Origin of the sequence: Leclercia sp. S52 (genome assembly GCF_039727615.1) — a bacterium.
Classification (GTDB): domain Bacteria; phylum Pseudomonadota; class Gammaproteobacteria; order Enterobacterales; family Enterobacteriaceae; genus Enterobacter; species Enterobacter adecarboxylatus_B.
On the sequence record NZ_CP152474.1, the window covers coordinates 1,135,530 to 1,162,259 of the forward strand.

A 26,730-nucleotide genomic window follows, 5' to 3' on the forward strand; every position below is an offset into this window, starting at 1 on the left:
AGGATGAGGCCATTAGCTACAGATGCGGGATGTTTGTGTCGATCACAAATGGAAGATAAAGGTTACTCCTGATAGGGGTAGTGTAAAAAAATGAGGACATTTTAAAGACTGCGATGCGCAGAGATAAGTCTCGTTATCTGTTTGCCAGAATTAAACATTAATAAGACTTAAGTGAAGCCGCTTTTGAAATGAAAAAGGCCGCCATGACGGCGGCCAGAAGTGGGTTTTAGAACGGAGCGAGGGGATTAAAAATCGCCTGAGATGCCCGCTCCGGCCATCCAGCCGTTATCGAAGGAGCTGGATGCCTGCATGTTGACGGCAACATGCGGGGTCACGCCTTTCTGCAGACCGGCAGCCAGAGCTGCACCATCGCCATTCGCCGTACCCGTCGACAGTGCCCATGAATTATCGGAGTGATAATGCAGGCTGGACATCGCCGTGGCGTTATTCAGACCCCGTTTAAGATCTTCACGGGTGTCATCAATCTCTTTCGCGTTACGCTCAATCGACTGGCTGTTGCGGGAGATGCGTTGACTGTTGCTGTCGATACGCTGGCTGTTACCTGAGATACGCTGACTGTTGTTATCAATACGCAGGCTGTTGCCCGAGATACGCTGGCTGTTGTTGTCGATACGCAGGCTGTTGCCCGAGATACGCTGGCTGTTGTTGTCGATATTTTGGCCGTTGGTCTCGATACGCTGGCTATTGCTCGCGATGCGTTGACCGTTAGTCTCTATCTGGCTGCGGTTAGTTTGATCGACATAGTAGCTGTTCACCTCGCTAACGATCCTGACGGTGTAGCTGTTGTCCGCAGTTTGACTGGTGCTGGCGGTCTTCTTTGCAGGTGCTGACGGCTGGGCATCGGCACCTGCGCTGGTCACGGTCAGTGGAGTTGTCTGACTATCCACCAGGGTCACACTTCCGGTATCTGCTTTTTGCGCGTTGATGACGGTATTGTCCGGCGTCCCTTTAACAAGCGTGGTTGGCATAGTTTGCTGGTTAACGACCTGCACCGTTGTGGTCGGCAGCGGTTGAGGTGAAGGAATATCACCAGCCGCTGGCTGCAGGCTCAGGATAGGCTGAATGGTTTTGATTTCATATGCCGGAGCTAGTGGCGTAGTTGGTGTCGGCGGCGCGACGATCGGTTGCTGGGTGTTGTTGGTAGTCGTCAGCGTCTGCGGTTTTGGCGGCACGTTGTAGGTTGGCGTCGGCGGGGCCACGATTGGCTGCGGAGTGCTGATGGTCGTCAGCGTTTGTGGTTTAACCGGCACATTATAGGTCGGCGTCGGCGGGGCCACGATCGGCTGCGTAGTGCTGTTGGTCGTCAGCGTCTGCGGCTTAACCGGCACGTTATAGATTGGCGTCGGCGGCGCAACGATTGGCTGCGAGGCGTTGTTGGTCGTCAGCGTTTGTGGTTTGACCGGCACGTTATAGGTTGGTTTCGGCGGAGCCACGATTGGCTGCGGAGTGTTGTTGGTCGTCAGCGTCTGCGGTTTAACCGGCACGTTATAGGCCAGCTTCGGTGGTGCAACGATCGGCTGTGGAACGTGATATACCACTGGCTTTGGTGGAACGGCCTGTACCGGCAGCGGTGGGGCTTTGAGAGGTTGTGGCATTGGCGCGACAGGAATGGCTGTCGGCGCAATCGAACCATCTTTGAATGCGTTGCGTGCGGCCTGCAGCTGCGTCTGAGCAAATTTAACCTCATTGCGGCGTTGGCTGATTAAATTTAAAGCATCAAGATGCGTCCGGGCGGCAGCTGCGGCTTCAGGCGATCCCGCCTGGTACTGATGGATCACATTCATCATATCGACATTGGTCACGCGTTCGGCCCTGAGCGCGGCGGCGTAATTTTTTTGTGCAAAGTGGTCAAATTCCAGCGCGCCTTTCAGGTTCGCTGCTGCCTGATCCGAACTTATCGCATACGCAGCCGGGGCAGTAACGCACAGCGACACTGCCGATGCGATCAGTTTCAACGTGGTTTTCATCTCTACATATCCTGAGGTCAATCGTTTGATCAAAATGTAAATTGCAGAGTGGCAGAGAGTATGAGGGCTCTGGCTCTGAAGTATTTGCAGATGTCTTTATTGTCTTTTTGTTGTCTTGTGTATAACTAAAGCCATTTTTAATGGTCATTTTTTTCTGGATTCTAACCATTAAATAGTTATTGGTAAGTCAATTAACGATCAATTTTCATTGTCTACAATTAGTCTAATTTCAAACGAAAGAAGGGTATGCTTCGCTTAGAGAAAAATGTTACATAAAGTGTGTGATTAGTCTTTTTGGTAGAATATTGTGATCAAATTTACGTTTGGTAACGCTTTTTGGCCGTTGCCAGACGGGTTTTTTATTGGTTCGTGAAGATGTTGTTATTTTCTTGCGTGCGTGTAAGTAGTCTTTATATAGACTTATTTAAGTCTTTATTGGTTTTAAAGTGAGGGTCGACTGAGAAGGTAATAAAAACAGTCAATCTGTCCATAGACTGAAAATATTTAGTCGTCAGCTATCAGGCGGAAATGATACGGAGAGGTTAAATCAGATGAGCAGGCCCGGTAAGCGAAGTATTACCGGGCACAGGAGGGAGCGATCAGTACAGCAGGGCGTAAAGCTTACGGCGATAGGTCGAAGCCAGGGAGTCACCCGTGCCGAGCGCGGCCAGAATTTCCTGGAACATTTTACGCGCCTGACCATCAGCGGCCGCCAGATCGGTTTTCAGATGGCTGAACAGCAGTTCCAGCGCCTCTTCGTTACGACCGACCTGATGCAGCTGCAGTGCCAGCTGGCTGGCCAGCGCGGCGTCGGCAGGGTTGGCGGCAACGTGCTGCTGCAGCTGCTGAATTTCCGGGGTATCCGCGGCCTGCTTCAGCAGTTCAATCTGCGCCACCAGACCCTGATAGCGGGTGTCCTGATCCTGCAGAGGGATGGTCTTCAGCACCCCTTCGGCATCTTCGGAGCGCTTCAGGATAATCAGCGTTTCCGCCAGCAGCAGGCCAGTTTCGCTGTTCTGACCGGAGAGCTGCCACGCCTCTTTCAGCAGCGGCAGGGCTTCGTCATGCTTGCCTTCAGCCATCAGGGCCGCCGCCTGCTGCGCTTTCAGCTCATCTTCACGCGGCAGCACTTTATCCAGCAGGGCGCGGATCGCCTCTTCCGGCTGCGGCCCCTGGAAGCCATCTACCGGCTGACCGTTCTGGAACAGATAAACCGTTGGGATGGCGCGCAGACCAAACTGCGAGGCGATCATCTGCTCGGCGTCGCAGTCCAGTTTTGCCAGAATAAACTGACCGTTGTACTGGGCCGCAAGCTTTTCGAGCACCGGCGTCAGCTCCAGACAGTGCTGGCTACGCTCAGACCAGAAGTAGAACAGCACCGGTTTGGTCATCGACTGTTCAAGGGTCTGGTGCAGGTTGGCTTCGGTAATGTTGACAATATTCTGTACGGACATGCGGCATTCTCGGTTATGAGTTTTTATTTACATGGGGGCGTGGCGCGTGGCTTCAACTCAGCCCTGTAAAATTTTGTCCATCATCCGGCCGGGCAGCAGACGCTTCAGCAGGCTGACGGCATGGGTCACCAGCGTGACCGGATAACGCATTTTGGGGTTTTTGCTCTCAAAAGCATGGCGCACTTTGGCGACTACCGCCTCCGGTCCCAGCGTAAAACGCGCGGCAATACCGGGGTTTTCGACCGGCTTATCGGCGGTCTGGTTAACGTTGTCGGTAAAGCGGGTGCGGATGGGGCCCGGTTCAATCAGGCTCACCTTGATGCCGCTGTGGCGCAACTCCATGCGCAGCGCATCCGACCAGGCTTCCAGCGCGTACTTGCTGGCGGCGTAGGCCCCGCGGCCGGGCGTGGAGATCAGCCCCATCACCGAGGAGGTCATCACAATCCGCCCTTCGCCGTGCGGCAACATGGCGGGCAGCAGGCGCATGGTGAGCTGGTGCACGCCAAAAAAGTTGGCGGAAAATTGCTGCTCAAGCTGCTGCCGGGTAACGGTCTGCAGCGGGCCGTAAACGCCGAAACCGGCATTGTTAAACAGCCCGTACAGACGATTATGGGTGAGAGCGATCACCTCATCGGCGGCGCGCTCGATGCTGTCGGCACAATCCAGATCCAACAGCACGCCGGTCAAACCTACGCCGTTCATCCGTTCAACGTCTTCGGGTTTGCGGCAGGCGGCCAGTACCCAGAATCCCTGGCGCTTCAGTTCAAGGGCACTTTCAAAGCCAATTCCACTGGAACATCCTGTTATTAAGACCGATTTTTGCATAACTTTACCTGTCAGGATCTCCGCTGAATTACGAGTCATGTTTAACTAAAGGAGCCAGCCGGGTCGCCATCCAGTCGGCAATAAACGGCTGTGCGTCCCGGTTGGGGTGAATACCGTCATCCTGCATCCACTGCGGCTTCAGGTAGACCTCTTCCATAAAAAAAGGCAGCAGCGGGACATCGAACTCTTTGGCAAGCTTCGGATAGATGGCGCTGAAGGCTTCATTATACCGACGACCGTAGTTGGCGGGCAGGCGAATTTGCATCAGCAGCGGCTGGGCGTTCGCGGCGCGAATATCCTGCAAAATTTTGCGCAGGGTCTGCTCGGTCTGCTGAGGCTGGAAGCCGCGCAGACCGTCATTGCCGCCGAGCTCCACCAGCACCCAGCGCGGCTGATGCTGTTTCAGCAGGGCCGGCAGGCGTGAAAGCCCCTGTTGAGAGGTATCGCCGCTGATGCTGCCGTTGACCACCGACGTTCTGGTCTGCCATTTATCGTTCAGCAGGGCAGGCCAGGCGGCACTGGCCGCCATTCGGTAGCCCGCGCTGAGGCTATCGCCCAGAATTAATAGCGTGTCCGCCGCCGCGGCGCGAAATGTCATCAGAATCAGAAACAGGAAGGGCAAATGCCAGCGGAAAACATTGTTGAAGTTCATCATCTTAAGAAGTCCGTGGGTCAGGGGGGAACACGAGCTTTCCATCCTTACCGGAGTTGAACTCATTGTCAAACGCGGGCAGAGCATCGCCCTGATTGGGGAGTCGGGCTCCGGTAAGTCCACGCTGCTGGCGATCCTCGCCGGGCTGGATGACGGCAGCAGCGGTGAGGTCCACCTGGTCGGGCAACCCCTGCACCAGCAGGATGAAGAGGCGCGCGCCGCCCTGCGCGCAAAGCACATCGGCTTTGTTTTCCAGTCGTTTATGTTAATTCCGACGCTCAACGCGCTGGAGAACGTCGAGCTGCCCGGCCTGCTGCGCGGCGAAAACACCGCCCACAGCCGCGAGAGCGCCAAAGCCCTGCTGGAGCAGCTGGGGCTCGGAAAGCGCCTCGATCATCTTCCGGCGCAGCTCTCCGGCGGCGAGCAGCAGCGCGTGGCGCTGGCCCGGGCGTTTAACGGCCGCCCGGACGTGCTCTTTGCCGATGAACCTACCGGCAACCTCGATCGCCAGACCGGGGACAAAATTGCCGATCTGCTCTTTTCCCTGAACCGCGAGCACGGCACCACGCTGATCCTCGTCACCCACGACCCGCAGCTGGCGGCCCGCTGCGACCGCCGCCTGCGCCTGGTCAATGGTGAACTGCGGGAGGAAGCATGATTGCCCGCTGGTTCTGGCGCGAATGGCGCTCCCCCTCGCTGCTCATCGTCTGGCTGGCGCTAAGCCTGGCGGTGGCCTGCGTGCTGGCGCTCGGCAGCGTCAGCGATCGGATGGAAAAGGGGCTCAGCCAGCAGAGCCGCGAATTTATGGCCGGAGACCGGACGCTGCGCAGCTCCCGCGAGGTGCCGCAGGCCTGGCTTGAAGAGGCGAGAAAAGAGGGGCTGAAGGTCAGCGAGCAGCTCAGCTTCCAGACCATGACCTTTGCCGCCGATACGCCGCAGCTGGCGAGCGTGAAGGCGGTGGATGATCTCTATCCGCTGTACGGCGAGCTACAGACCAACCCGCCGGGCCTGAAACCGGCCCCGGGCACGGTGCTGCTGGCCTCGCGTCTGATGGCGCTGCTGAATTTAAAAACCGGCGACAGCATTGACGTCGGGGATGCCACCCTGAAAATTGCCGGGGAAGTGGTTCAGGAACCCGATTCCGGATTTAACCCCTTTCAGATGGCACCGCGTCTGCTGATGAATACCGCGGATGTGGCCAAAACCGGGGCGGTACAGCCCGGGAGCCGCGTCACCTGGCGCATTAAGTTTGGCGGCACGCCCGCACAGTTAGCGAGTTACGAGAAGTGGCTGCTGCCACAGCTGAAGCCGGAGCACCGCTGGTCCGGAATGGAGCAGGAGGACGGGGCGCTTGGCAAATCGCTGGAGCGTTCCCAGCAGTTCCTGCTGCTCTCGGCGCTGCTGACGCTGCTGCTGGCGGTCGCAGCAGTGGCGGTGGCGGTGGGCCACTACTGCCGCAGCCGCTACGACCTGGTGGCGATCCTCAAAACCCTGGGGGCGGGCAGGGCGCAGCTGCGTAAGCTGATCGTCGGCCAGTGGCTGGCGGTGCTGGCGCTCTCCGCCATTACCGGCGGAGCGATGGGGTTGCTGTTTGAAAAGGTGCTGATGGTGCTGCTCAAGCCGGTGCTGCCTGCTGCCCTGCCGCCAGCGAGCCTTTGGCCGTGGCTGTGGGCCATTGGCGCGATGATCGTCATCTCGCTGCTGGTGGGGCTGCGTCCGTACCGCCTGCTGCTGGCGACCCAGCCGCTGCGCGTCCTGCGTCGCGACGTGGTGGCCAGCGTCTGGCCGCTAAAATTTTACCTGCCGGTAATCGTGGCGGTGGTGGTGGTGCTGCTCGCCTGGCTGATGGGCGGCAGCATGCTGCTGTGGGCTGTGCTGGCCGGGGCGGTAGTGCTGGCGCTGCTCTGCGGCGTGCTGGGCTGGATGCTGCTTAGCGTGCTGAAAGGGCTGACGGTAAAATCGCTGCCGGTGCGCCTGGCGGTGAACCGCCTGCTGCGTCAGCCGTGGTCGACCCTCAGCCAGCTGTCGGCGTTTTCGCTGTCGTTCATGCTGCTGGCGCTGCTACTGGTGCTGCGCGGCGACCTGCTGGATCGCTGGCAACAGCAGCTCCCGCCGGAGAGCCCGAACTATTTCCTGATCAACATCGCCCCGGAGCAGATCGCGCCGCTGAAGGGGTTCCTCTCAGAGCATCAGATTATCCCCGAGTCCTACTACCCTATCGTGCGGGCGCGCCTGACCCAGATCAACGGCCAGTCCACCGAGGGCAATAAGGATGAATCCCTCAACCGCGAGCTGAACCTGACCTGGCAGGATAAACGCCCGGATCATAACCCGATCGTCGCCGGTAGCTGGCCTCCGAAAGCGGGGGAGGTGTCGATGGAGGAGGGGCTGGCGAAACGTCTCAACGTTGCGCTGGGGGATACGGTGACCTTTACCGGCGATACCCAGGACTTCAGCGCGAAAGTTACAAGCTTGCGCAAAGTTGACTGGGAGAGCCTGCGGCCGAACTTCTTCTTTATCTTCCCTTCCGGGGCGCTGGACGGGCAGCCCCAGAGCTGGCTGACCAGCTTCCGCTGGGAAAACGGCAACGGCATGCTCACCCAGCTTAACCGCGAGTTCCCGACCATCAGCCTGCTGGATATCGGGGCGATCCTCAGACAGGTCGGCCAGGTGCTGGAGCAGGTGAGCCGGGCGCTGGAGGTGATGGTGGTGCTGGTAACGATTTGCGGCGTACTGCTGCTGCTGGCTCAGGTGCAGGTCGGGATGCGTCAGCGCCATCAGGAGCTGGTGGTCTACCGCACCCTGGGGGCGGGCAAAAAGCTGCTGCGTACCACCCTGTGGAGCGAGTTTGCCCTGCTGGGGCTGGTGGCTGGCCTGGTGGCGGCCATTGGCGCAGAAACCGCGCTGGCGGTGCTGCAAACCCGGGTGTTCGACTTCCCCTGGGAGCCAGACTGGCGGCTGTGGGTGATCCTGCCGCTCTGTGGGGCGGTAATGCTATCGCTCTGCGGCGGCTGGCTGGGTGCCCGTCTGCTGAAAGGCAAAGCCCTGTTCCGTCAGTTCTCCGGTTAATCCCCCTCCGCAACCATCACGCGCCGGTTAATATACCGGCGCGTTCCACTTAAGTAGCATAAAAAGATAAATCATTGCGTTTTAGTGGCACAAATCATTAAAAACCGGTCAACACGAGCAGATAAATCCTGGTTAATATTCACCTGCTAAATAAATGGCAGTGTGTCTATTAAGGAAAAATAATGACCATAACTAAAAAAGCGCTGGCGGTAACGATCGGCGCAGCAGTGGCGTTGGCGTCTTTTGCATCCCAGGCTGAAATCACCGTACTGAAACAAGATCCGCAGGCGGGCAACCCGCTGAGCCGTCTGAACTTCACCGTGGGCGGCAGCATCCGTCCTCAGTTCCAGAACATGACCGGCGACGACGGCAAGAACAGCTACAAGCGTAACGGCTTTGACGGCGGCACCCGTTTCCGTTTCGCAGCAGATTACTACCTCTTTGATGACATCAGCTGGATCAGCTACTACGAGCTGGGTGTGAACATTCCGGCCCAGTTCGACTGGGACAACCACCATGCCGAAGGCGCGCACGACACCTCCCGCCGTATGCTCTACACCGGCCTGAAGAGCGACACCTGGGGCACCCTGACCTTCGGCCAGCAGAACAGCGTTTATTATGATGTGGTGGGCGCGAAAACCGATATCTGGGACTACGACATGATCGGCCAGGCACCGGGTAACGGCATCAACGGCGACTACGACGGCTCTTACCGTTCACGCCAGATGCTGAAGTACAAGAAAACCCTCGGCGATGCCGACATCTACGCCTCTTACCTGTTCGAAGACAGCGAATACCTGCCGGGCAACGGCCTGCGTTACAAGCGTAAAGGCGGCGGTTCACTGGGTGTGGATTATCGTCTGACCACCGACCTGACCTGGGGCGCGGCCTGGAACTACACCCGCGCCGACATGCGTAACCCGGATAACGGCGACAGCAAGTCCTGGGATCAGAACATCCTCGGTACCGCGCTGAGCTGGACCCCGGACAACTGGACCTTCTCCGCAGGCGGCGGCTGGTATCAGAACTTTATGACCAGCAAAAAAGTGTCGGTAAATGACTACTTCGCGGGCGATGCGTGGGGGATTGAGTACTTCGCGGGCTATAAATTCCCGATTGGTCAGTATGCGGTGAAATCCATCCAGCCTTACTTCATGGGTGATCGTATTGAGACCATGAATGGCCGTAACTACCAGCGCATCGACAACGGCGTAGGTATCAGCTTCCAGCTGGACTACGGCTTCCGTGTTGACTACGAGCACGTGTTCACCTCCAGCACCGACGATCTGGGCGATATGAACTTGGTGCGTCTGCGTTACGACTTCTAAGACGTCTGTCCCCGGTGGCGCTACGCTTACCGGGGCTACAAAATCGCGCGGAACATGTAGGCCGGGTAAGGCGTAGCCGTCACCCGGCTTTTTTCAACGACTCAGCCACCCGGCAACGTCCTCAAACGTCCCGCGATAAACAATCTTCTCCGCCTTCTTCTCCAGTTGGTAACGGTACATCGGGTCGTAATAGTCATTGAGCAGCGGCGCAAGCCAGGCGAAATGCGCCTCGGTGCTGCCGGTGCGCTGCTGTTCAACGAGCGCGTTATCCAGCAGGGCGGTAAATTCGGCAAAACGCTGTAACCCCAGCCGACGGCGGATGGCAAACAGGCCGTGGTGCAGGTACTCGCCGTACTCCAGCCAGCCCGCCTCTTCGCCACGCGCGGCGCGGAAGGCCTGCCACATCTGCTCGAAATACTCTTCCCGCAGACGCTCCAGGCGTACCTCAAAGGGATCCTCAACTACCGCAATCGGCGACTGCACCATGCGATCGCGCAGGCACTCCGGCAGATGGTTGGAGCCAATCATCCTTCCTTCATCTTCCAGCACCCAGCGCGCGGCGTCCTTTTTCAGCAGCTCCACCGCGAGATGATTTTCAAAGCTGGCCTGCGAAAGCTGCGGCGTCAGCGTGCGGCCAAACGACGAGCCGCGATGGTGCGCCAGCCCTTCAAGATCGATTCCGTCAGGACGGGCCTTCACCAGCAGCGTTTTGCCGCTGCCGGTACAGCCGCCAATCAGCACGGTCGGCTTTTGCACCTGCTCAACGGTGATCTGCATCGCCGCCTGACGCAGCGCCTTATAACCGCCGCGGATCAGCGGATAATTTACGCCTGCCTCTTTCAGCCACGCCTGCACGATATGCGAGCGCTGCCCGCCCCGGGCGCAGCAAATATAACCCTGGGGTTGCGCGAGGCAGGCGGTGCGCCAGGCCTCCATGCGCTGGTCGCGCGTCTCGCCGCTCACCAGACGATGGCCGAGCGCGAGCGCTGCCTCCGGCCCCTGGCGTTTATAGCAGGTGCCCACGGCGGCGCGTTCGTCGTCATTCATTAATGGCAGGTTGATTGCCGCAGGCATGGCGCCCTGGGCAAATTCCACAGGGGCGCGCACGTCGATTATCGGCGTGTCGGCAGCAAGTATGGCGCGGTAGTCCGTCCCATCGTTCATAAGGATCCCTCAAAACAGCGATGGGCAGGATTTTACGCCGGGGAAGGGGAAGATCAACTCCCCGGCGGTATGACTTAGCTCAGGGTTGCCTGCGCCCAGGCGATGCCGCTGGCGTACTCAGGCGGCAGCAGGGGCACAATGGCTTCGAGCGTGGCGCTCAGGCGGGGGATATCGCTGTCATTCAGGTTCAGGTGGCCGACCTTGCGCCCCGGACGAACCTCTTTGTCGTACCAGTGCAGATGCACCAGCGGTAGTTTCAGCCAGTCATAGTTCAGATCGGTGCCGATCAGGTTGATCATCACCGACGGGCTGTTGACCACCGGCTGCGGCAGCGGTAATCCGGTAATAGCGCGCAGGTGCAGTTCAAACTGGCTGATGGAGGCACCGTTTTGCGTCCAGTGGCCGCTGTTGTGCACGCGCGGGGCCAGCTCGTTGATCAGCAGACCATCCGGGGTGACAAAGCACTCCATCGCCATCACGCCGACGTAGCCCAGTTCCTGCATAATGGCCGAGAGCATGCCTTCGGCCTGCGCCTGCTGAGCGGCATTGGCCTGCGGGAAGACCACGCTGGTGCGCAGAATGCCGTCCTGATGCAGGTTGTGGGTCAGGGGATAAAAGACGGTGCTGCCGTCGTGGGCGCGGGCGCCCACCAGCGACACTTCACCGCTGAAGTTAATGCCCTGCTCAACGATGCACTCGCCGTAGCACTCGTCCGGCAGCTGGTCGGTTTCACCGGCGCGCAGACGCCACTGGCCGCGTCCGTCATAGCCGCCGACGCGGCGCTTGACGATCGCCAGCTCGCCCAGGGTGGCAAACACGCCGGACCACTGGCCTTTCTCCGTCAGCAGCTGCCACGGGGCGGTGGCGAGGTGCAGATCGTCGAAGAGCTGTTTCTGCGTCAAACGGTCGGCGATGATCGGGAAGACGTCGCGGTTAACGAAGGCGTTATGACGCGCCAGCTCGCGGGTGAGGGCAGTTTCCGGCCAGCGCTCAATCTCTGCGGTAATGACGCTTTGCTGGAAGGGCACGGCTTCGGGTTCATCGTCCAGCCCGACCGGCCAGACGGCGATCCCCAGCGGTTCACCAGCCTGACGCAGCATGCGGCCTAACTGGCCGTTACCGAGGACGCAAACCTGTTTCATGCCGCACCTCGCGGGTCCGGGTTCTCCAGCACCTCGTCGGTCTGGGCGTTACGCCACGCGACCAGGCGCTGATGCAGTTCTTTATCGTGCGTTGCGAGGATCTGTGCGGCCAGCAGGGCGGCGTTAGCAGCACCCGCTTTCCCAATCGCCAGCGTCCCGACCGGAATGCCGCGCGGCATCTGCACGATGGAGTAGAGGCTGTCGACGCCGCTCAGGGCGGCGCTTTGGACCGGGACGCCGAGCACCGGCACCAGGGTTTTGGCGGCAATCATGCCGGGCAGATGTGCGGCCCCGCCGGCACCGGCAATAATCACCTGATAGCCGTTCTCTTCCGCGCCTTCGGCGAAGCTGAACAGTTTATCGGGGGTGCGGTGTGCGGAGACCACTTCAACGTGGTGAGGAACATTCAGGATGTCAAAGATTTCGGCGGCGAACTGCATGGTAGCCCAGTCGCTTTTGGACCCCATCACGATGGCGACACGCGCCGGATTATTGCTGGAAGACATGCGTCTTAAAACTCCTGTGGTGCACAACTCTCGGCTTTTGAGGTGACAGAGAATAGCACGATCTACAGGCAAGGAAAACGGTTGCGCGGCTAAAACTTCCGCCAAAGGCTGCCACCTGCTGCAACGAAAAAGACCGCCTTTCGGCGGTCTTTAACAGGATTTCTGAACCCTTATTACAGGAGATTGCCTGCGGTCAGGTTCTCTTTGTCGAAGGCATGGTTCACATCAATATGATTCTGATGCATTGCCGTGTCCATATTCGAGCCCGCCTCCGGGGTGGAGACGTGATGCGCTGCAGCCATTGCGCCAGATGACAGTGAGGTGGCCAGCAGCAGGGCGCTGACGATGCTGATATTTTTCATTCTCTTTTCCTTCTTCATCGTATTGTCGCTGACGCTGGTCTCTTATCTGGCGGCACGGCAATCAGTAAAATTATTTAGTCAGTTCAGCGGTCATGTGCACGCGGTTGTCAAACTGAGCGCTGGTGATTTTGTACGCTGCGCCTTCTTTAGCGGCCTGAGCGGCAATTTTGGCTTCCGCACGGTCCAGGGTTGAGGCGGTGGCGCTGACGCTCTGAGCGAAAGAACCGAAAGAGATCAGAGAAAGAGCGGCAACTGCAACGAAAGTTTTGATGGATTTCATGGTCGTATTCCTTAAGCTGTTTTGTTTGGAGTAGGGCGTTGTTGCCCTGATGTGAGTAATCATAGGCCGACCGAAGTGTGATTAAAATCAAAACAATTTGCGGAAATAGTTCAAAAAAACTGAATGAATTTCAGGCGGGGGTTCAGAACGGGAAAGCGATCAGCTCCACGCCTTCGGGCGTGACCTTGATCATCGAGCCTTCGCTATGCCAGGCCCCTAACACCACGCGGTGGGCGGGCTCATTGTTGACGGTCAGATCGTGCACGTCCGGGCGGTGGGTATGGCCGTGGAGCAGCCACTGCACCTGATGTTTTTCCATCACGCTGATGACGGCCTGCGGATTGACGTCCATGATGGTCATCGATTTGCTGCTGTTGGCGGCTTTGCTGCCGGCGCGCATCTTCGCCGCAATGCGGCTGCGGATAAACAGCGGCAGGGCGAGAAACAGGGTCTGGATCCAGGGTGTGTGCACTTTGGCGCGAAACGCCAGATAACCGGTATCGTCGGTGCAGAGCGTGTCGCCATGCATAATCAGTACGCGGCGGCCGTACAGATCGAGGACGGTCTCTTCCGCCAGCAGGGTCATGCCGCTTTCACGGGCAAAACGCTTGCCGATCAGAAAGTCGCGGTTGCCGTGGATAAAGAAGCAGGGAACGCCAGAATTAACCAGCGCTTTAAGCGCACGCGCTATCTCGCGGTGCAGCGGGTTGGGATCGTCGTCGCCAATCCAGGCTTCGAACAGATCCCCGAGGATGTAAAGCGCATCGGCGTGCCGGGCTTCACCCTGTAAAAAACGCAGAAAACCGGCGGTGATCGCCGGTTCTTCTGTTTGCAGATGCAGATCTGCAATAAAGAGTGTCGCCACGAATTATTCGCTGACGGTCACGCTTGTGATCACTACGTCTTCTTTTGGAACGTCCTGGTGCATACCGCTGCGGCCGGTAGAAACGGCTTTGATCTTATCAACGACGTCCATACCTTCAACCACTTCTGCGAACACGCAGTAGCCCCAACCCTGCAGGCTTTCGCCGGAGAAGTTCAGGAAGTCGTTGTCAGCCACGTTGATGAAGAACTGCGCGGTGGCAGAGTGTGGCGCCTGAGTACGGGCCATTGCCAGCGTACCGCGGGTGTTTTTCAGACCGTTGTTGGCTTCGTTTTTGATCGCGTCTTTGGTCTCTTTCTGGTTCATACCAGGTTCAAAACCGCCGCCCTGGATCATAAAGCCGTTGATCACACGGTGGAAAATGGTGTTGTTGTAGAAACCTTCGCGGCAGTAGTCCAGGAAGTTTTTAACTGTTTCAGGCGCTTTGTCATCAAAGGTTTTGATTACGATATCGCCATGATTAGTGTGGAAAGTAACCATTTTTGCATCCTGTTCCGTTATAGTGGTGCTTCGACCCCGTGAGGGGCCACAATAAGCGCCTGTTATAGCATAACCTCACGGCGCGATCACCTTGCATTGTGCGCCGCTTCGCGTTTGAATTAGTGTAGAATATGCCGTTTTCGTCCACACACGTCTCACATGGAATCTTCGATGTTAAAAATCTTCAACACACTGACGCGCCAAAAAGAGGAATTCAAACCTATTCATGCCGGGGAAGTCGGCATGTACGTGTGTGGTATTACCGTTTACGATCTCTGTCATATCGGCCATGGCCGTACCTTTGTCGCGTTTGACGTGGTGTCACGCTATCTGCGTTTCCTCGGGTACAAGCTTAAGTATGTACGCAATATCACCGATATCGACGACAAAATTATCAAGCGCGCTAACGAGAACGGTGAAAACTTCGTCGCGTTAGTCGACCGCATGATCGCCGAAATGCACAAGGATTTTGACGCGCTGAATATCCTGCGCCCGGACCTTGAACCGCGTGCGACGCACCATATTCCTGAGATCATTGAGATCACCGAACAGCTGATTGCCAAAGGTCACGCCTACGTGGCGGACAACGGCGACGTGATGTTCGACGTCCCGACCGACCCGCACTACGGTCAGCTCTCCCGTCAGGACCTGGATCAGCTCCAGGCCGGGGCCCGCGTTGATGTGGTTGATGTGAAGCGTAACCCGATGGACTTCGTGCTGTGGAAGATGTCCAAAGAGGGCGAGCCGAGCTGGCCATCGCCGTGGGGTGCGGGCCGTCCAGGCTGGCACATCGAATGTTCGGCCATGAACTGCAAACAGCTGGGTAACCACTTCGATATTCACGGCGGCGGTTCCGATCTGATGTTCCCGCACCATGAAAACGAAATCGCCCAGTCCACCTGCGCCCACGATGGCGAGTATGTGAACTACTGGATGCACTCCGGGATGGTGATGATTGACCGCGAGAAGATGTCAAAATCGCTGGGCAACTTCTTTACCGTGCGCGACGTGCTGAAGTATTACGATGCTGAAACCATCCGCTACTTCCTGATGTCCGGCCACTATCGCAGCCAGCTGAACTACAGCGAAGAGAACCTCAAGCAGGCGCGTTCCGCCCTGGAGCGTCTGTACACCGCGCTGCGCGGGACCGATACCTCCGTGGCGGCAGCCGGTGGCGAGGCGTTCGAAGCCCGCTTTATCGAGGCGATGAACGACGACTTCAACACCCCGGAAGCCTACTCGGCGCTGTTTGATATGGCCCGTGAAGTGAACCGTCTGAAAGGCGAAGATGCACATGCGGCTAACGCGCTGGCCTCCCATATGCGTAAGCTGGCCGGCGTGCTTGGCCTGCTGGAGCAGGCGCCGGAAGTGTTCCTGCAGAGCGGTGCGCAGACGGATGATGGTGAAGTGGCGGAGATTGAAGCCTTGATCAAAGCCCGTCTGGAAGCCCGTCAGGCAAAAGACTGGGCCGCAGCGGATGCCGCGCGTAACCGTCTCACCGAGATGGGGATCATTCTGGAAGATGGCCCGCAGGGCACCACCTGGCGCCGTAAATAACCCCTCACCCTAACCCTCTCCCCATAGGGGAGAGGGAATAGAACGTAGGCCGGGTAAGCGCAGCGCCACCCGGCTTTTTTTACCTCCGCCGCCACCATAACAACCCCATCAGCACTACCCCCGGCAACCACACCCACAGCAGCTCCGACAGAATCACCTGATGCCCGTACGGCGTGGTGTAGCGCGACAGCGCAAAAGGTGCGACCTTGATCACCTGCCAGGGCGCAAAAAAGCGTTCATCCGACCACGGCCATAGCCAGCCGACCCCTTTCCCGCCTGTCGTCACCGAGTCCAGCAGGCTGTGCGACAGCAGCGACACCGTTAAAAACAGCCAGCAGCGCACCAGCCCGGCCCTGAACCATCGTCGCCCCGCTAATACGCAGAGTAACGGCACCACAAAGGCAAACAGCAGGGAGTGGGTAAAGCCGCGATGGCCAAAAATATTGCCGTAGGCGACGCCAAACTTAAACGACAGCACGTCGGCATCCGGCAGCATGGCGAGGACAATCCCGGTGAACAGCAGGCGAGGGGGAATAACCCGGGTGCCCAGCCCTAAGCCCAGGCAGAGAGGCACCGCGGCGTGGGTAATGATGGTTGGCATAACGATCATCCATGGCAAATCATGGAAATATAGCAGAGCACGGCTAAACGCAGTGCCGGGCGTAAATCTGAATTATGCCGATTCCCGGGCGATCAGCTGCCCCGACAGGGTAATGCGCTGGGTTTGCAGCTCAGGCTCTTTCAGCTTGCGGATCATCAGCCCCGCCGCCTGACGTCCCGTCTCTTCGCTGGCGGAGGAGACATAGGTAAAGGATGGAGAGGTGAGATTGACGTGCAGCATATCCTCAAACCCCACCAGCGCCACCTGCTGGGTGAGAAACACATCTTTCCCCACCGTGCGCCCGACATGATGAATACCGGAGATCGAGCCGAGCATCGCGTCCGGGGAGTGGCAGAGCAGGGCGGTAATAGTATTGTTCTTCTCCAGCAGCTGCCGGGTTGCGTAACTCACCGCCTGGGTATCGTCGCTGCAGGCCGGAGCGGATTCGTCGCGGAACACCAGCCCGTTTTGCGTCATCGCACTGCGAAAACCGAGCAGGCGCTGCTCGCGGATCAGATCCCCTTCCGTGCCGCCGATATAGGCAATATTTCGGTGTCCGCGCTCAATCAGATAGCGGGTCGCCAGATGCGCCGCCTGGCGGTTGTCACGCATCACCAGATTGCAGGTCTCATCCAGCAGCGACTGCGACACCGCAACCAGCGGCAGCGGACACTGACGGATCAACGCCGGGAGAGTGGCATGGCGGGTGTTAGAGGCCAGATAGATCACCCCGGCGACGCCCTGCTGCTTAAAGGAGAGCAGACAGCGCTCGAGGTGCTCGCCGTCGTTCAGCGGCTGGCCGAGAAACACCATAAAACCCTGTTTCTCCAGCTCCTGGACGATACTCGCCATCACCTTGATGGAAAAGCTGTCGCTGAAATCACGCAGGATCAGACCGATCAGATTGGAGGTGTTGGCGCGAAGGTTGGCGGCGGCCACGTTATGCACGTAACCCAGGGCGGTGATGGCGGCGTGGACTTTTTCGATCGTCGCCTCGGAGATCTTTCCTTTCTGACGCAGGACCAGCGAGACGGTGGAGACGGAGACCCCTGCCTCTCTGGCGACATCAATGATGCTGACCTTCTTCACATCTTCTCCCTGAAATGCCTGATAAAACCACGTCTCCCGTAAGAGTACAGGAGACGTGTCGGTCAGGCAGCTTATTATTTACCGATCATGGTGGACATCGTCTGGGCGATAAACTGCGCCCGGGCGCCAAAGATAACCTGAATGCCGGAGTCACCGACGAAGACCACGCCGCGTGCGCCGAGGCCGTTCAGACCGTCTTTATCCACCATCTCGCTTTTCGCTACTTCCAGACGCAGACGGGTGATGCAGGAGCCGACGGAGTCGATGTTCTGCGCGCCGCCCAGCAGGCCGATAATTTCGGTGGCGATTTCGCTATCCGTTTTGTCATTCGCATTGGCGGTGACTTCAGTACGGCCCGGCGTTTTCACGTCGAAACGACGGATCACGAAGCGGAAGGTGAAGTAGTAGATCAGCGCCATCGGGATACCGATGATAATGGCGTTGAGGAAGTTGGTCTGGTAGCCGTTAAACGACGGTAGGATCCCGAATGACAGGTAGTCGATAAAGCCCGCGGAGAAGGATTTGGCGATATGCGCATGCATCAGGTACATGGTCATGTACGCCAGGCCCGCCATGATGGCGTTAAAGACGTAGAGGATCGGCGCCACGAAGATAAAGGTGAACTCTACCGGCTCGGTGATCCCGGTCAGGAAGCAGGTCAGTGCCGCAGAGAACAGAATACCGGCAGCGATCTTTTTGTTCCTGGTGTGGGCTTCGTGATACATCGCCAGACAGGCCGCAGGCAGTGCGAACAGCATCAGCGGGAATTCGCCCTGCATGAACTTACCGGCGTTCTGATAGGTGTCGCTGCTGAAGGATTTGGTGCCTTCTTCCAGCATCTTGAACCAGATGGTCTGGTCGCCGTGGATCACCTGACCCGCCTGGGTGGTGTAATCCCCGAACGAGTACCAGAAAGACGGATACCAGATGTGGTGCAGACCCAGCGGGATCAGCGCACGTTCCACCAGACCAAAGATAAAGGTTGATGCCGCCTGGTTATCACCGTTAACCACCACCGACAGGGCGTCGATACCGGCCTGGATGTGTTGCCAGATGTACGGCAGCAGCAGGCCCATCACGAAGGACAGGAACGCCGTGGCAATGGCGACAAAACGCTTACCGGAGAAGAAGCCGAGAAATTCCGGCAGCTGCATGGTGTGGAAGCGGTTGTAACACCATGCGGCGAGAATACCGCACAGCAGGCCGCCAAAGACGCCCATCTGCAGCGTCGGAATGCCCACCACCATGGCGTATTTCCCGCCCTGGGAGGCCATCTCCGGCGTAATGCCGAGCACGGTGCCGATGGTGATGTTGGTGACAAACACCGCCACCGCTGCCGACAGCGCGGCGATCCCGGATTCGGATGCCAGGCCGACGGCCGAGCCGATGGCAAACAGCATCGGCAGGTTATCAAAAATGACGCCGCCCGCGTTCATCATCAGCGGCAGGTGGAACTTATCCCCGAAGGCCAACAGCAGGCCCGCAGCAGGAAGCAGTGAGATCGGCAGCATTAAGGCGCGACCAATCATCGATAATTTCGACAGCGATTTAACAAAACCTGATATCAGACCCATTCTGATTTCCCCCGAGTGCGCTCTGTGAGCGCTGTTATAGTGAGTAGAACGTTTTAGTAGAACGTTCTACTTATCGTGATGAAAGCCTGAAATTCGCGCAACTTAATTTTCACATTTCAACAGATGAAATAGTGATTATTTGAAGTTGATCGATAATTAACCGTGATAGGTGTGGGGGATTTTAGAAAAGCATTGCCGGGTGGCGGCTGCGCCTTACCCGGCCTACAGGCAGAGCCCGTATGTAGGCCCGGCAAGCGAAGCGCCGCCGGGCATCAGACGACTCAGGCAACGACGGTGACGCTCTGACCTTCAAAACTCACGGTCTGACCGGCAACAATCTTGCAGCGCTTGCGGGTTTCCACCACGCCATCCACCTTGACCAGACCGTCAGCAATGACGATCTTGGCCTGGGCGCCGCTCTCGCTCCAGCCTTCGAGCTTCAGCAGATCGCACAGTTCAACGTGCGGGTGTTTACCTAATGAAAAAGTGGCCATCTTACGCTTCCTCTACGTCGTGATACTCTTCGCATGCCTGCAAAGTATTCTGAATCAGTGTCGCTACGGTCATTGGCCCTACGCCACCCGGAACCGGGGTGATGTAAGAGGCGCGGGCGGCGGCATCTTCGTAAACCACATCGCCTACCACTTTGCCGCTCTCCAGACGGTTAATCCCCACGTCCACCACAATCGCGCCTTCCTTGATCCACTCGCCCGGAATAAAGCCCGGCTTGCCCACGGCCACGATCAGCAGGTCGGCGTTTTCGACGTGCTGGCGCAGGTTTTTGGTAAAGCGGTGGGTAACGGTGGTGGTGCAGCCGGCCAGCAGCAGCTCCATGCTCATCGGACGGCCAACGATATTGGACGCGCCAATCACCACGGCGTTCAGGCCGTAGGTATCGATGTTATAACGCTCCAGCAGCGTGACGATGCCGCGCGGGGTGCACGGACGCAGGCGCGGCGCACGCTGGCACAGACGGCCAACGTTGTACGGGTGGAAGCCGTCCACGTCTTTGTCTGGCGCGATACGTTCCAGTACTTTCACGTTGTCGATGCCCGCAGGCAGCGGCAGCTGGACCAGAATGCCGTCGATCTCTTTATCGGCGTTCAGGGTATCAATCAGCTCAAGCAGCTCTGCTTCAGAGGTGGTTTCCGGCAGATCGTAAGAGCGGGAGAGAAAGCCCACCTCTTCGCACGCTTTGCGTTTGCTGCCGACATAAATTTGTGAAGCCGGGTTACTGCCGACCAGCACAACAGCCAGCCCGGGAGCGCGTTTTCCAGCGGCCCGACGTGCTGCCACTTTTTCCGCAACCTCAGAGCGCACCTGCTGCGCAATCGTTTTACCGTCAATAATCTTTGCTGCCATCAGAGAGAAGATTCCATCTGTAAGGAGTGAAAGGGGGGGATGCGCATATTTTGTCAGAAGCGCGCGCTGCTGTCAGTCACACTTTGCGGATTTTCCTGTTAAGCAGGACAGTTGTCAGCCATCGGTATGAACTACAAGAGGATTGTACTAAAATGCATTGACTCAACCGGCATTGACCGTATAATCCCACGCGTTTCACCACAGCGAAGTATCCGCTTCTCAGTGCGCCCTTAGCTCAGTTGGATAGAGCAACGGCCTTCTAAGCCGTAGGTCAAAGGTTCGAATCCTTTAGGGCGTACCATTTCAGCTCTCTCAGCTACCCCCTTATCCCTGTTTATCCGTCGTAAAACTGCCGTTTTCAACGGATTACCCTGTGCTGACCTGCGTTCAGCCGCCTAACCCGCTACTTTGTTGATCTACCTACTGTATTTACCTCCATTGGGGTATGCACCTCTAACACATCCTGAAATATCTTATCCGCAAAAATAACCACGCACAGACAGTGCGGTTTTTCTTGTCGCTTAGCCACCCAGGCAAGTGTCGTCATGGAAGGGCGGTGTCATGGTTGATCTCTCCCGTCGGGGCATGTTGACAGGCAGATGGCGTAGCGCCGGCAGCGGGATCCGCCCGCCCTGGAGCGGAGAAGCAGATCGCTTTTTTTGCCCAGTGCACCCGCTGCGATGCCTGCGTTCAGGCCTGTGAAAACCAGATTCTGGCGCGCGGCCCGGGCGGTTATCCGACCGTTAATTTTCAGCAGGGCGAATGCAGCTTCTGCGCGGTCTGCGCGCAGGTCTGTCCTGAATCACTCTTTCTTGTGCGCCACACCAGGGCCTGGGATCTGATTTTTACCGTCGGGGCACATTGCCTCGCATATCAGTCCATTGAGTGTCATCGCTGTCAGGACAGCTGCGAACCCATGGCGATTACGTTTCGTCCCGGGCTGTCAGGCATTTATCAGCCGCAGCTCGATAACCAGGCCTGTAACGGATGCGGGGCCTGTGTCGCCAGCTGCCCGGTATCGGCCATCAACGCGGAGTATCCCCATGCACACGAGCTGGCAAGTCTGCAGCCTGATCGTTCAGGCCAAACCTCAGCACATCAGCACCCTCAGCGCCCGGCTGACTGAGCTGGCGGGCTGTGAGGTCGCCCTCAGCGACCGGGGGACCGGTCAGATGATCGTGGTGGTCGAGTCGGAACAACACGACACGCTGATGCAAACAATTGAGTCGGTACGCAACGTTACGGACGTACTGGCGGTGTCGCTGGTTTATCACCAGCAGGATGAGCAAGGTGAGGAAACACCATGAAACTCAGTCGTCGTAGCTTTATGAAAGCTAACGCCGTTGCGGCCGCTGCGGCGGCTGCCGGGCTAAGCGTACCGGGCGTGGCCCGGGCGGTGGTCGGCCAGCAGGAAGCCATCAAGTGGGATAAAGCGCCGTGCCGTTTTTGCGGTACCGGCTGTGGCGTGCTGGTGGGTACCCAGCAGGGGCGGATTGTGGCCTGTCAGGGCGACCCTGAAGCACCGGTTAACCGCGGCCTGAACTGCATTAAGGGCTACTTCCTGCCCAAAATCATGTACGGAAAGGATCGCTTAACCCAGCCGCTGCTGCGTATGAAGGGCGGTCAGTACCATAAAGAGGGCGAATTTACCCCCATCAGCTGGGAACAAGCCTTCGACGTCATGGAAGAGAAGTTCAAAACCGCGATGAAAGAGAAGGGCCCCGAATCCATCGGCATGTTCGGTTCCGGTCAGTGGACCATCTGGGAAGGCTATGCCGCCGCCAAGCTGTTCAAAGCCGGGTTCCGCTCCAACAACATCGACCCGAACGCGCGTCACTGCATGGCGTCGGCGGTGGTGGGCTTTATGCGAACCTTTGGCATGGATGAGCCGATGGGCTGCTACGACGATATCGAGCAGACCGACGCCTTTGTCCTGTGGGGGGCCAACATGGCCGAGATGCACCCGATCCTCTGGTCGCGCATCACCAACCGTCGCCTGTCCGATCCCAACGTCACCGTCGCCGTGCTCTCCACCTTCCAGCACCGCAGCTTTGAGCTGGCGGACAACGGCATGATCTTCACCCCGCAAACCGATCTGGTGATCCTCAACTACATCGCCAACTACATCATTCAAAACGACGCGATCGATCAGGACTTTTTCAGCAAGCACGTCAACCTGCGCAAAGGGGTAACGGATATTGGCTACGGCCTGCGTCCGACCCATCCGCTGGAAAAAGCAGCGAAAAACCCGGGTTCCGATGCCTCCGAGCCGATGAGCTTTGAGGAGTACAAAGCCTTCGTGGCGGAATACACCCTGGATAAAACGGCACAGATGACCGGGGTACCGAAAGATCAGCTGGAGGCGCTGGCAAAACTGTATGCCGATCCGAACAAGAAGGTGATCTCCTACTGGACGATGGGCTTTAACCAGCATACCCGCGGCGTGTGGGCCAATAACCTGGTCTACAACATCCATCTGCTGACCGGCAAAATCGCTCAGCCGGGCTGCGGTCCGTTCTCCCTGACCGGCCAGCCTTCCGCCTGCGGCACCGCCCGTGAAGTGGGCACCTTCGCCCACCGTCTGCCGGCGGATATGGTGGTCACCAACGACAAGCACCGCGCGATCTGCGAGCAGCAGTGGCTGATCCCCGCCGGGACTATTCCGGCGAAAGTCGGTTTGCATGCCGTGGCGCAGGACCGCGCCCTCAAGGACGGCAAGCTGAACGTCTACTGGACGATGTGCACCAACAACATGCAGGCCGGGCCGAACATTAACGAAGAGCGTATGCCGGGCTGGCGCGATCCGCGCAACTTTATCATCGTCTCCGACCCGTACCCGACCGTGAGCGCCCTGGCCGCAGACCTGATCCTGCCTACCGCGATGTGGGTGGAGAAAGAGGGGGCCTACGGCAACGCGGAGCGCCGCACCCAGTTCTGGCGTCAGCAGATCAAAGCTCCCGGCGAGGCCAAATCGGACCTCTGGCAGCTGGTGGAGTTCGCCCGCCGCTTCAAAACCGACGAGGTGTGGCCGGAAGAGCTGCTGGCGCAGAAGCCAGAGCTGCGGGGCAAAACGCTATACGACGTGCTGTTCGCCACCCCTGCGGTCAGCAAGTTCCCGCTGAGCGAGATCCCGGCAGAGCAGCTCAATGACGAATCCCGCGAGCTGGGCTTCTATCTGCAAAAAGGGCTGTTCGAGGAGTACGCCTGGTTTGGCCGCGGCCACGGTCACGATCTGGCACCGTTCGACGATTACCACAAGGCGCGCGGGTTGCGCTGGCCGGTTGTAAACGGGAAAGAGACCCAGTGGCGCTACAGCGAAGGCCACGATCCGTACGTCAAAGCGGGCGAGGGCTATAAGTTCTACGGCAAGCCGGATGGCAAAGCGGTGATCTTCGCCCTGCCGTTCGAACCGGCTGCCGAAGCGCCGGACGCCGAGTTCGACTTGTGGCTCTCCACCGGCCGCGTGCTGGAGCACTGGCACACCGGCAGTATGACCCGCCGCGTTCCCGAGCTGCACCGCGCCTTCCCGGAGGCGGTGCTGTTTATTCACCCGCTGGATGCCAAAGCGCGCAATCTGCGTCGTGGTGAAAAGGTGAAAGTCATCTCCCGCCGGGGCGAAGTGATTTCGATTGTCGAAACCCGGGGCCGTAACCGTCCTCCGCAGGGGCTGGTCTATATGCCGTTCTTCGATGCCGCGCAGATGGTCAATAACCTGACCCTGGACGCGACGGATCCGCTCTCCAAAGAGACGGATTTCAAGAAGTGCGCCGTTAAGCTGGCGAAGGTGTAATTGCGATGTCCCGCTCGGCGACACCCCGTAACGGCCGCCGCCGCTTCCTGCGCGATGTGATGCGCACCGCGGGGGGGGCTGGCCGCCGTGGGCGTCGCGCTGGGACTCCAGCAGCACACCGCCCGCGCCACCGGCGTGCGGCTGCGCCCGCCCGGGGCCTTGGGCGAAGAGGCTTTTGCCCGGGCCTGCGTGCGCTGTGGCCAGTGCGTGCAGGCCTGTCCCTACGACACCCTGAAGCTGGCGACGCTGGCCTCGGGGCTGTCGGCCGGAACGCCTTACTTTGTCGCCCGCGATATCCCCTGCGAAATGTGCGAGGACATTCCCTGCGCCCGGGTCTGCCCGAGCGGCGCGCTGGATCGCGACATCGCCACGATTGACGATGCCCGCATGGGGCTGGCGGTGCTGCTGGATCAGGAAAACTGCCTCAACTTTCAGGGGTTGCGCTGCGACGTGTGCTACCGCGACTGCCCGAAGATCGACGAGGCCATCACCCTCGAGCTGGATCGCAATCTGCGCACCGGCAAGCACGCGCGCTTTCTGCCCACCGTGCACAGCAACGCCTGCACCGGCTGTGGCAAATGCGAGAAGGTCTGCGTCCTGGAGCAACCGGCGATCAAGGTCCTGCCGCTGTCGCTGGCGAAAGGGGAGCTGGGCCATCACTACCGCTTCGGCTGGCTGGAGGGCAACGATGGCAAACCGTAAGCGCGATGCCGGGCAGGAAGCGCGGGCGAAAAAGGGCTGGTGGCGCAGCCACCGCTGGCTGGTTCTGCGCCGCCTCAGCCAGTTTGCCATTCTGGGGATGTTCCTCAGCGGGCCCTGGCTGGGGGTGTGGATCCTGCACGGCAACTACAGCAGCAGCCTGCTGCTGGACAGGGTGCCGCTGACAGATCCGCTGATGGCCCTGCAAAGCCTCGCCAGCGGCCATCTGCCCGCCGCGCTGGCGCTGACCGGAGCGGTGATCATCACCCTGCTGTACGCCCTGGCCGGGAAACGGCTGTTCTGCGGCTGGGTCTGTCCGCTGAACCCGGTGACGGATTTTGCCAGCCGCTTGCGCAGGCGGTTTGACCTGAATCAGTCCGCGGCGATTCCGCGCCATACCCGGTACGTCCTGCTGGGAATGGTGCTGGTGGGTTGTGCGCTGACCGGCACGCTGCTGTGGGAGTGGATCAATCCGGTTTCGCTGATGGGGCGGAGCCTGGTGATGGGATTCGGCAGCGGCGCGCTGCTGATTATCGCCCTGTTTTTATTTGATTTACTGGTCGTCGAACACGGCTGGTGCGGGCATCTCTGCCCGACAGGCGCCCTGTACGGCGTGCTGGGAAGCAAAGGCGTGTTGACGGTGGTCGCGCACGATCGCCACCGCTGTAACCGCTGTATGGACTGTTTTCATGTTTGCCCGGAACCGCATGTGCTGCGTGCTCCGGTGCTGGATGAGCAAAGCCCGGTGCAGGTGACCAGCCGCGACTGTCTGGTCTGCGGTCGCTGTGTCGATGTTTGTTCTGAGGATGTTTTTACAATAACTATGCGATGGAGTTCGGGAGCGAAACAATGAAAAGCCATGACCTGAAGAAGGCGCTATGTCAATGGATGGCCGGGCTTGCCCTGGTGGTGAGCGGCGCGGTTTGGGCCGCAAATGGCGTGGATCTCAGTCAGTCGCCGGAAGTCTCCGGCACCCAGGAAGGGGCGATCCGCATCCAGAAAGAGCAGGGCCGGATGCCGCTGAACTATGTTAACCAGCCGCCGATGATCCCGCACAGCGTGGACGGCTATCAGGTCACCACCAACACCAACCGCTGCCTGCAGTGTCACGGCGTGGAGAGCTATCGCACCACCGGCGCACCGCGCATCAGCCCGACCCACTTTATGGACAGCAACGGCAACGTCGGGGCCGAAGTGGCGCCGCGTCGCTACTTCTGTCTGCAGTGTCACGTGCCGCAGTCTGACGCCGCGCCGATTGTGGAGAACACCTTCACCCCCCTCGAAAGGTTACGGAAAATAAGAGGTCACGATGGAAAAGTCTACCCGTAAGCCTGGCTGGATTAAGCGCCTCTGGCACTGGTGGCGTCGCCCCAGCCGTCTGGCGCTGGGCACGCTGCTGTTAATCGGTTTTGTCGGCGGCATTATTTTCTGGGGCGGTTTCAATACCGGGATGGAAAAGGCCAACACCGAGGAGTTCTGCATCGGCTGCCACGAAATGCGTAATACGGTCTACCAGGAGTATATGGAATCCGTGCACTACAACAACCGCAGCGGGGTGCGTGCCACCTGTCCTGACTGCCATGTGCCGCACGAGTTTGTGCCGAAGATGATCCGTAAGATTCAGGCCAGCAAGGAGCTGTACGCCAAAGCCTTTGGTCTTATCGATACGCCGCAAAAATTTGAAGCCCACCGTCTGACCATGGCGCAAAACGAGTGGCGGCGGATGAAAGAGAACAACTCCCAGGAGTGTCGTAACTGCCACAACTTCGAGTTTATGGATCTCACCGCCCAGAAAGGGGTCGCGGCGAAAATGCACGACCAGGCGGTGAAGGACGGACAGACCTGTATTGACTGCCATAAAGGGATTGCGCACAAGCTCCCGGATATGCGCGACGTCAAACCAGGCTTTTAACAGGATGTTGATG

23 protein-coding genes, 1 tRNA gene and 4 pseudogenes are annotated in these 26,730 nt (G+C 58.7%); 12 read left to right on the forward strand and 16 right to left on the reverse strand.

Annotation, left to right across the window (positions count from 1 at the left end):
• Nucleotides 1-245: 245 nt before the first annotated feature.
• The 4 genes from AAHB66_RS05330 to tesA all read right to left on the reverse strand — a co-directional run bounded on the left by AAHB66_RS05330 (nt 246) and on the right by tesA (nt 4,922).
• Nucleotides 246-1,988, reverse strand: coding sequence for a hypothetical protein (locus AAHB66_RS05330; protein ID WP_347115429.1), 1,743 nt, complete (start codon nt 1,986-1,988; stop codon nt 246-248).
• 599 nt (nt 1,989-2,587) lie between these two features.
• Nucleotides 2,588-3,442, reverse strand: a complete 855-nt coding sequence (locus tag AAHB66_RS05335; protein WP_347115430.1) for a co-chaperone YbbN — start codon at nt 3,440-3,442, stop codon at nt 2,588-2,590.
• Nucleotides 3,443-3,499: 57 nt separating this feature from the next.
• Complete coding sequence (locus AAHB66_RS05340; RefSeq protein WP_347115431.1) at nt 3,500-4,306, reverse strand: SDR family oxidoreductase; 807 nt, start codon at nt 4,304-4,306, stop codon at nt 3,500-3,502.
• The gene (gene tesA, locus AAHB66_RS05345) at nt 4,296-4,922 is read right to left on the reverse strand and encodes a multifunctional acyl-CoA thioesterase I/protease I/lysophospholipase L1 (protein WP_347115432.1); all 627 of its coding nucleotides are present in this window, start codon (nt 4,920-4,922) and stop codon (nt 4,296-4,298) included. Before tesA ends, AAHB66_RS05340 begins: the two co-directional genes overlap by 11 nt.
• Between tesA and ybbA the strand changes: the two are divergent.
• The 3 genes and pseudogenes from ybbA to AAHB66_RS05360 all read left to right on the forward strand — a co-directional run bounded on the left by ybbA (nt 4,890) and on the right by AAHB66_RS05360 (nt 9,316).
• Nucleotides 4,890-5,577 (forward strand): annotated as a pseudogene (ybbA, locus tag AAHB66_RS05350) (putative ABC transporter ATP-binding protein YbbA). The gene tesA and the pseudogene ybbA sit on opposite strands and share 33 nt — an antisense overlap.
• Complete coding sequence (ybbP, locus tag AAHB66_RS05355) at nt 5,574-7,988, forward strand: putative ABC transporter permease subunit YbbP (protein ID WP_347115433.1); 2,415 nt, start codon at nt 5,574-5,576, stop codon at nt 7,986-7,988. Before ybbA ends, ybbP begins: the two are co-directional and overlap by 4 nt.
• Nucleotides 7,989-8,170: 182 nt before the next feature.
• On the forward strand, nt 8,171-9,316 hold the full coding sequence (locus AAHB66_RS05360) for a porin (protein WP_347115434.1): 1,146 nt from the start codon (nt 8,171-8,173) through the stop codon (nt 9,314-9,316).
• Nucleotides 9,317-9,409: 93 nt separating this feature from the next.
• On the opposite strand, the gene mnmH is transcribed toward AAHB66_RS05360, so the two are convergent.
• The 7 genes from mnmH to ppiB all read right to left on the reverse strand — a co-directional run bounded on the left by mnmH (nt 9,410) and on the right by ppiB (nt 14,133).
• Nucleotides 9,410-10,480 (reverse strand): tRNA 2-selenouridine(34) synthase MnmH, encoded by a 1,071-nt coding sequence (mnmH, locus tag AAHB66_RS05365; RefSeq protein ID WP_347115435.1) that lies wholly within the window; start codon nt 10,478-10,480, stop codon nt 9,410-9,412.
• Nucleotides 10,481-10,554: 74 nt separating this feature from the next.
• Nucleotides 10,555-11,622 carry a 5-(carboxyamino)imidazole ribonucleotide synthase gene (gene purK, locus AAHB66_RS05370; RefSeq protein ID WP_347115437.1) on the reverse strand — a complete coding sequence of 356 codons (1,068 nt, stop codon included), beginning with the start codon at nt 11,620-11,622 and terminating at the stop codon, nt 10,555-10,557.
• Nucleotides 11,619-12,128: a 5-(carboxyamino)imidazole ribonucleotide mutase gene (gene purE / locus AAHB66_RS05375; protein ID WP_337016212.1), complete on the reverse strand. Its 510-nt coding sequence runs from the start codon at nt 12,126-12,128 to the stop codon at nt 11,619-11,621. The genes purK and purE overlap by 4 nt, the downstream gene beginning before the upstream one ends.
• A gap of 173 nt (nt 12,129-12,301) precedes the next feature.
• Nucleotides 12,302-12,490, reverse strand: a complete 189-nt coding sequence (locus tag AAHB66_RS05380; protein ID WP_347115438.1) for a hypothetical protein — start codon at nt 12,488-12,490, stop codon at nt 12,302-12,304.
• A gap of 70 nt (nt 12,491-12,560) precedes the next feature.
• Complete coding sequence (locus AAHB66_RS05385; protein ID WP_039032584.1) at nt 12,561-12,770, reverse strand: YdgH/BhsA/McbA-like domain containing protein; 210 nt, start codon at nt 12,768-12,770, stop codon at nt 12,561-12,563.
• Nucleotides 12,771-12,912: 142 nt separating this feature from the next.
• Nucleotides 12,913-13,635, reverse strand: a complete 723-nt coding sequence (lpxH, locus tag AAHB66_RS05390; RefSeq protein WP_347115439.1) for a UDP-2,3-diacylglucosamine diphosphatase — start codon at nt 13,633-13,635, stop codon at nt 12,913-12,915.
• 3 nt (nt 13,636-13,638) lie between these two features.
• A complete protein-coding gene (gene ppiB, locus AAHB66_RS05395; RefSeq protein WP_333850892.1) occupies nt 13,639-14,133 on the reverse strand; it encodes a peptidylprolyl isomerase B in 495 nt (164 codons plus the stop codon).
• A 171-nt stretch (nt 14,134-14,304) separates the two neighbouring features.
• On the opposite strand from ppiB, the gene cysS reads away from it, so the two are divergent.
• A complete protein-coding gene (gene cysS, locus AAHB66_RS05400; RefSeq protein ID WP_347115440.1) occupies nt 14,305-15,690 on the forward strand; it encodes a cysteine--tRNA ligase in 1,386 nt (461 codons plus the stop codon).
• 79 nt (nt 15,691-15,769) lie between these two features.
• On the opposite strand, the gene AAHB66_RS05405 is transcribed toward cysS, so the two are convergent.
• The 5 genes from AAHB66_RS05405 to folD all read right to left on the reverse strand — a co-directional run bounded on the left by AAHB66_RS05405 (nt 15,770) and on the right by folD (nt 20,316).
• Nucleotides 15,770-16,291 carry a metal-dependent hydrolase gene (locus AAHB66_RS05405; protein ID WP_347115441.1) on the reverse strand — a complete coding sequence of 174 codons (522 nt, stop codon included), beginning with the start codon at nt 16,289-16,291 and terminating at the stop codon, nt 15,770-15,772.
• A gap of 72 nt (nt 16,292-16,363) precedes the next feature.
• The gene (gene malI, locus AAHB66_RS05410; RefSeq protein WP_347115442.1) at nt 16,364-17,380 is read right to left on the reverse strand and encodes a Mal regulon transcriptional regulator MalI; all 1,017 of its coding nucleotides are present in this window, start codon (nt 17,378-17,380) and stop codon (nt 16,364-16,366) included.
• Nucleotides 17,381-17,454: 74 nt separating this feature from the next.
• Nucleotides 17,455-18,954 carry a PTS transporter subunit EIIC gene (locus tag AAHB66_RS05415; RefSeq protein ID WP_347115443.1) on the reverse strand — a complete coding sequence of 500 codons (1,500 nt, stop codon included), beginning with the start codon at nt 18,952-18,954 and terminating at the stop codon, nt 17,455-17,457.
• Between the two features lie 281 nt (nt 18,955-19,235).
• Nucleotides 19,236-19,448, reverse strand: coding sequence for a ribosome-associated protein YbcJ (ybcJ, locus tag AAHB66_RS05420; protein WP_333850882.1), 213 nt, complete (start codon nt 19,446-19,448; stop codon nt 19,236-19,238).
• A gap of 1 nt (nt 19,449) precedes the next feature.
• Nucleotides 19,450-20,316 (reverse strand): bifunctional methylenetetrahydrofolate dehydrogenase/methenyltetrahydrofolate cyclohydrolase FolD, encoded by an 867-nt coding sequence (folD, locus tag AAHB66_RS05425; RefSeq protein ID WP_285128639.1) that lies wholly within the window; start codon nt 20,314-20,316, stop codon nt 19,450-19,452.
• A gap of 224 nt (nt 20,317-20,540) precedes the next feature.
• On the opposite strand from folD, the gene AAHB66_RS05430 reads away from it, so the two are divergent.
• From AAHB66_RS05430 to napC, 8 genes and pseudogenes are all read left to right on the forward strand, one after another.
• Nucleotides 20,541-20,617 (forward strand) — tRNA-Arg (locus tag AAHB66_RS05430).
• A gap of 260 nt (nt 20,618-20,877) precedes the next feature.
• Nucleotides 20,878-21,367, forward strand: a pseudogene (gene napF / locus AAHB66_RS05435) (ferredoxin-type protein NapF); the annotation flags it as partial.
• Nucleotides 21,360-21,623 carry a chaperone NapD gene (napD, locus tag AAHB66_RS05440; RefSeq protein WP_347115444.1) on the forward strand — a complete coding sequence of 88 codons (264 nt, stop codon included), beginning with the start codon at nt 21,360-21,362 and terminating at the stop codon, nt 21,621-21,623. The pseudogene napF and the gene napD, both read left to right, overlap by 8 nt.
• On the forward strand, nt 21,620-24,106 hold the full coding sequence (gene napA, locus AAHB66_RS05445; RefSeq protein WP_347115445.1) for a nitrate reductase catalytic subunit NapA: 2,487 nt from the start codon (nt 21,620-21,622) through the stop codon (nt 24,104-24,106). Before napD ends, napA begins: the two co-directional genes overlap by 4 nt.
• 5 nt (nt 24,107-24,111) lie before the next feature.
• Nucleotides 24,112-24,808, forward strand: a pseudogene (napG, locus tag AAHB66_RS05450) (ferredoxin-type protein NapG).
• Nucleotides 24,795-25,658 (forward strand): quinol dehydrogenase ferredoxin subunit NapH, encoded by an 864-nt coding sequence (napH, locus tag AAHB66_RS05455; protein WP_347115446.1) that lies wholly within the window; start codon nt 24,795-24,797, stop codon nt 25,656-25,658. Before napG ends, napH begins: the two are co-directional and overlap by 14 nt.
• Nucleotides 25,655-26,105: pseudogene (gene napB, locus AAHB66_RS05460) on the forward strand (nitrate reductase cytochrome c-type subunit). Before napH ends, napB begins: the two are co-directional and overlap by 4 nt.
• 9 nt (nt 26,106-26,114) lie before the next feature.
• A complete protein-coding gene (gene napC / locus AAHB66_RS05465; RefSeq protein WP_347115447.1) occupies nt 26,115-26,717 on the forward strand; it encodes a cytochrome c-type protein NapC in 603 nt (200 codons plus the stop codon).
• Nucleotides 26,718-26,730: the final 13 nt, after the last annotated feature.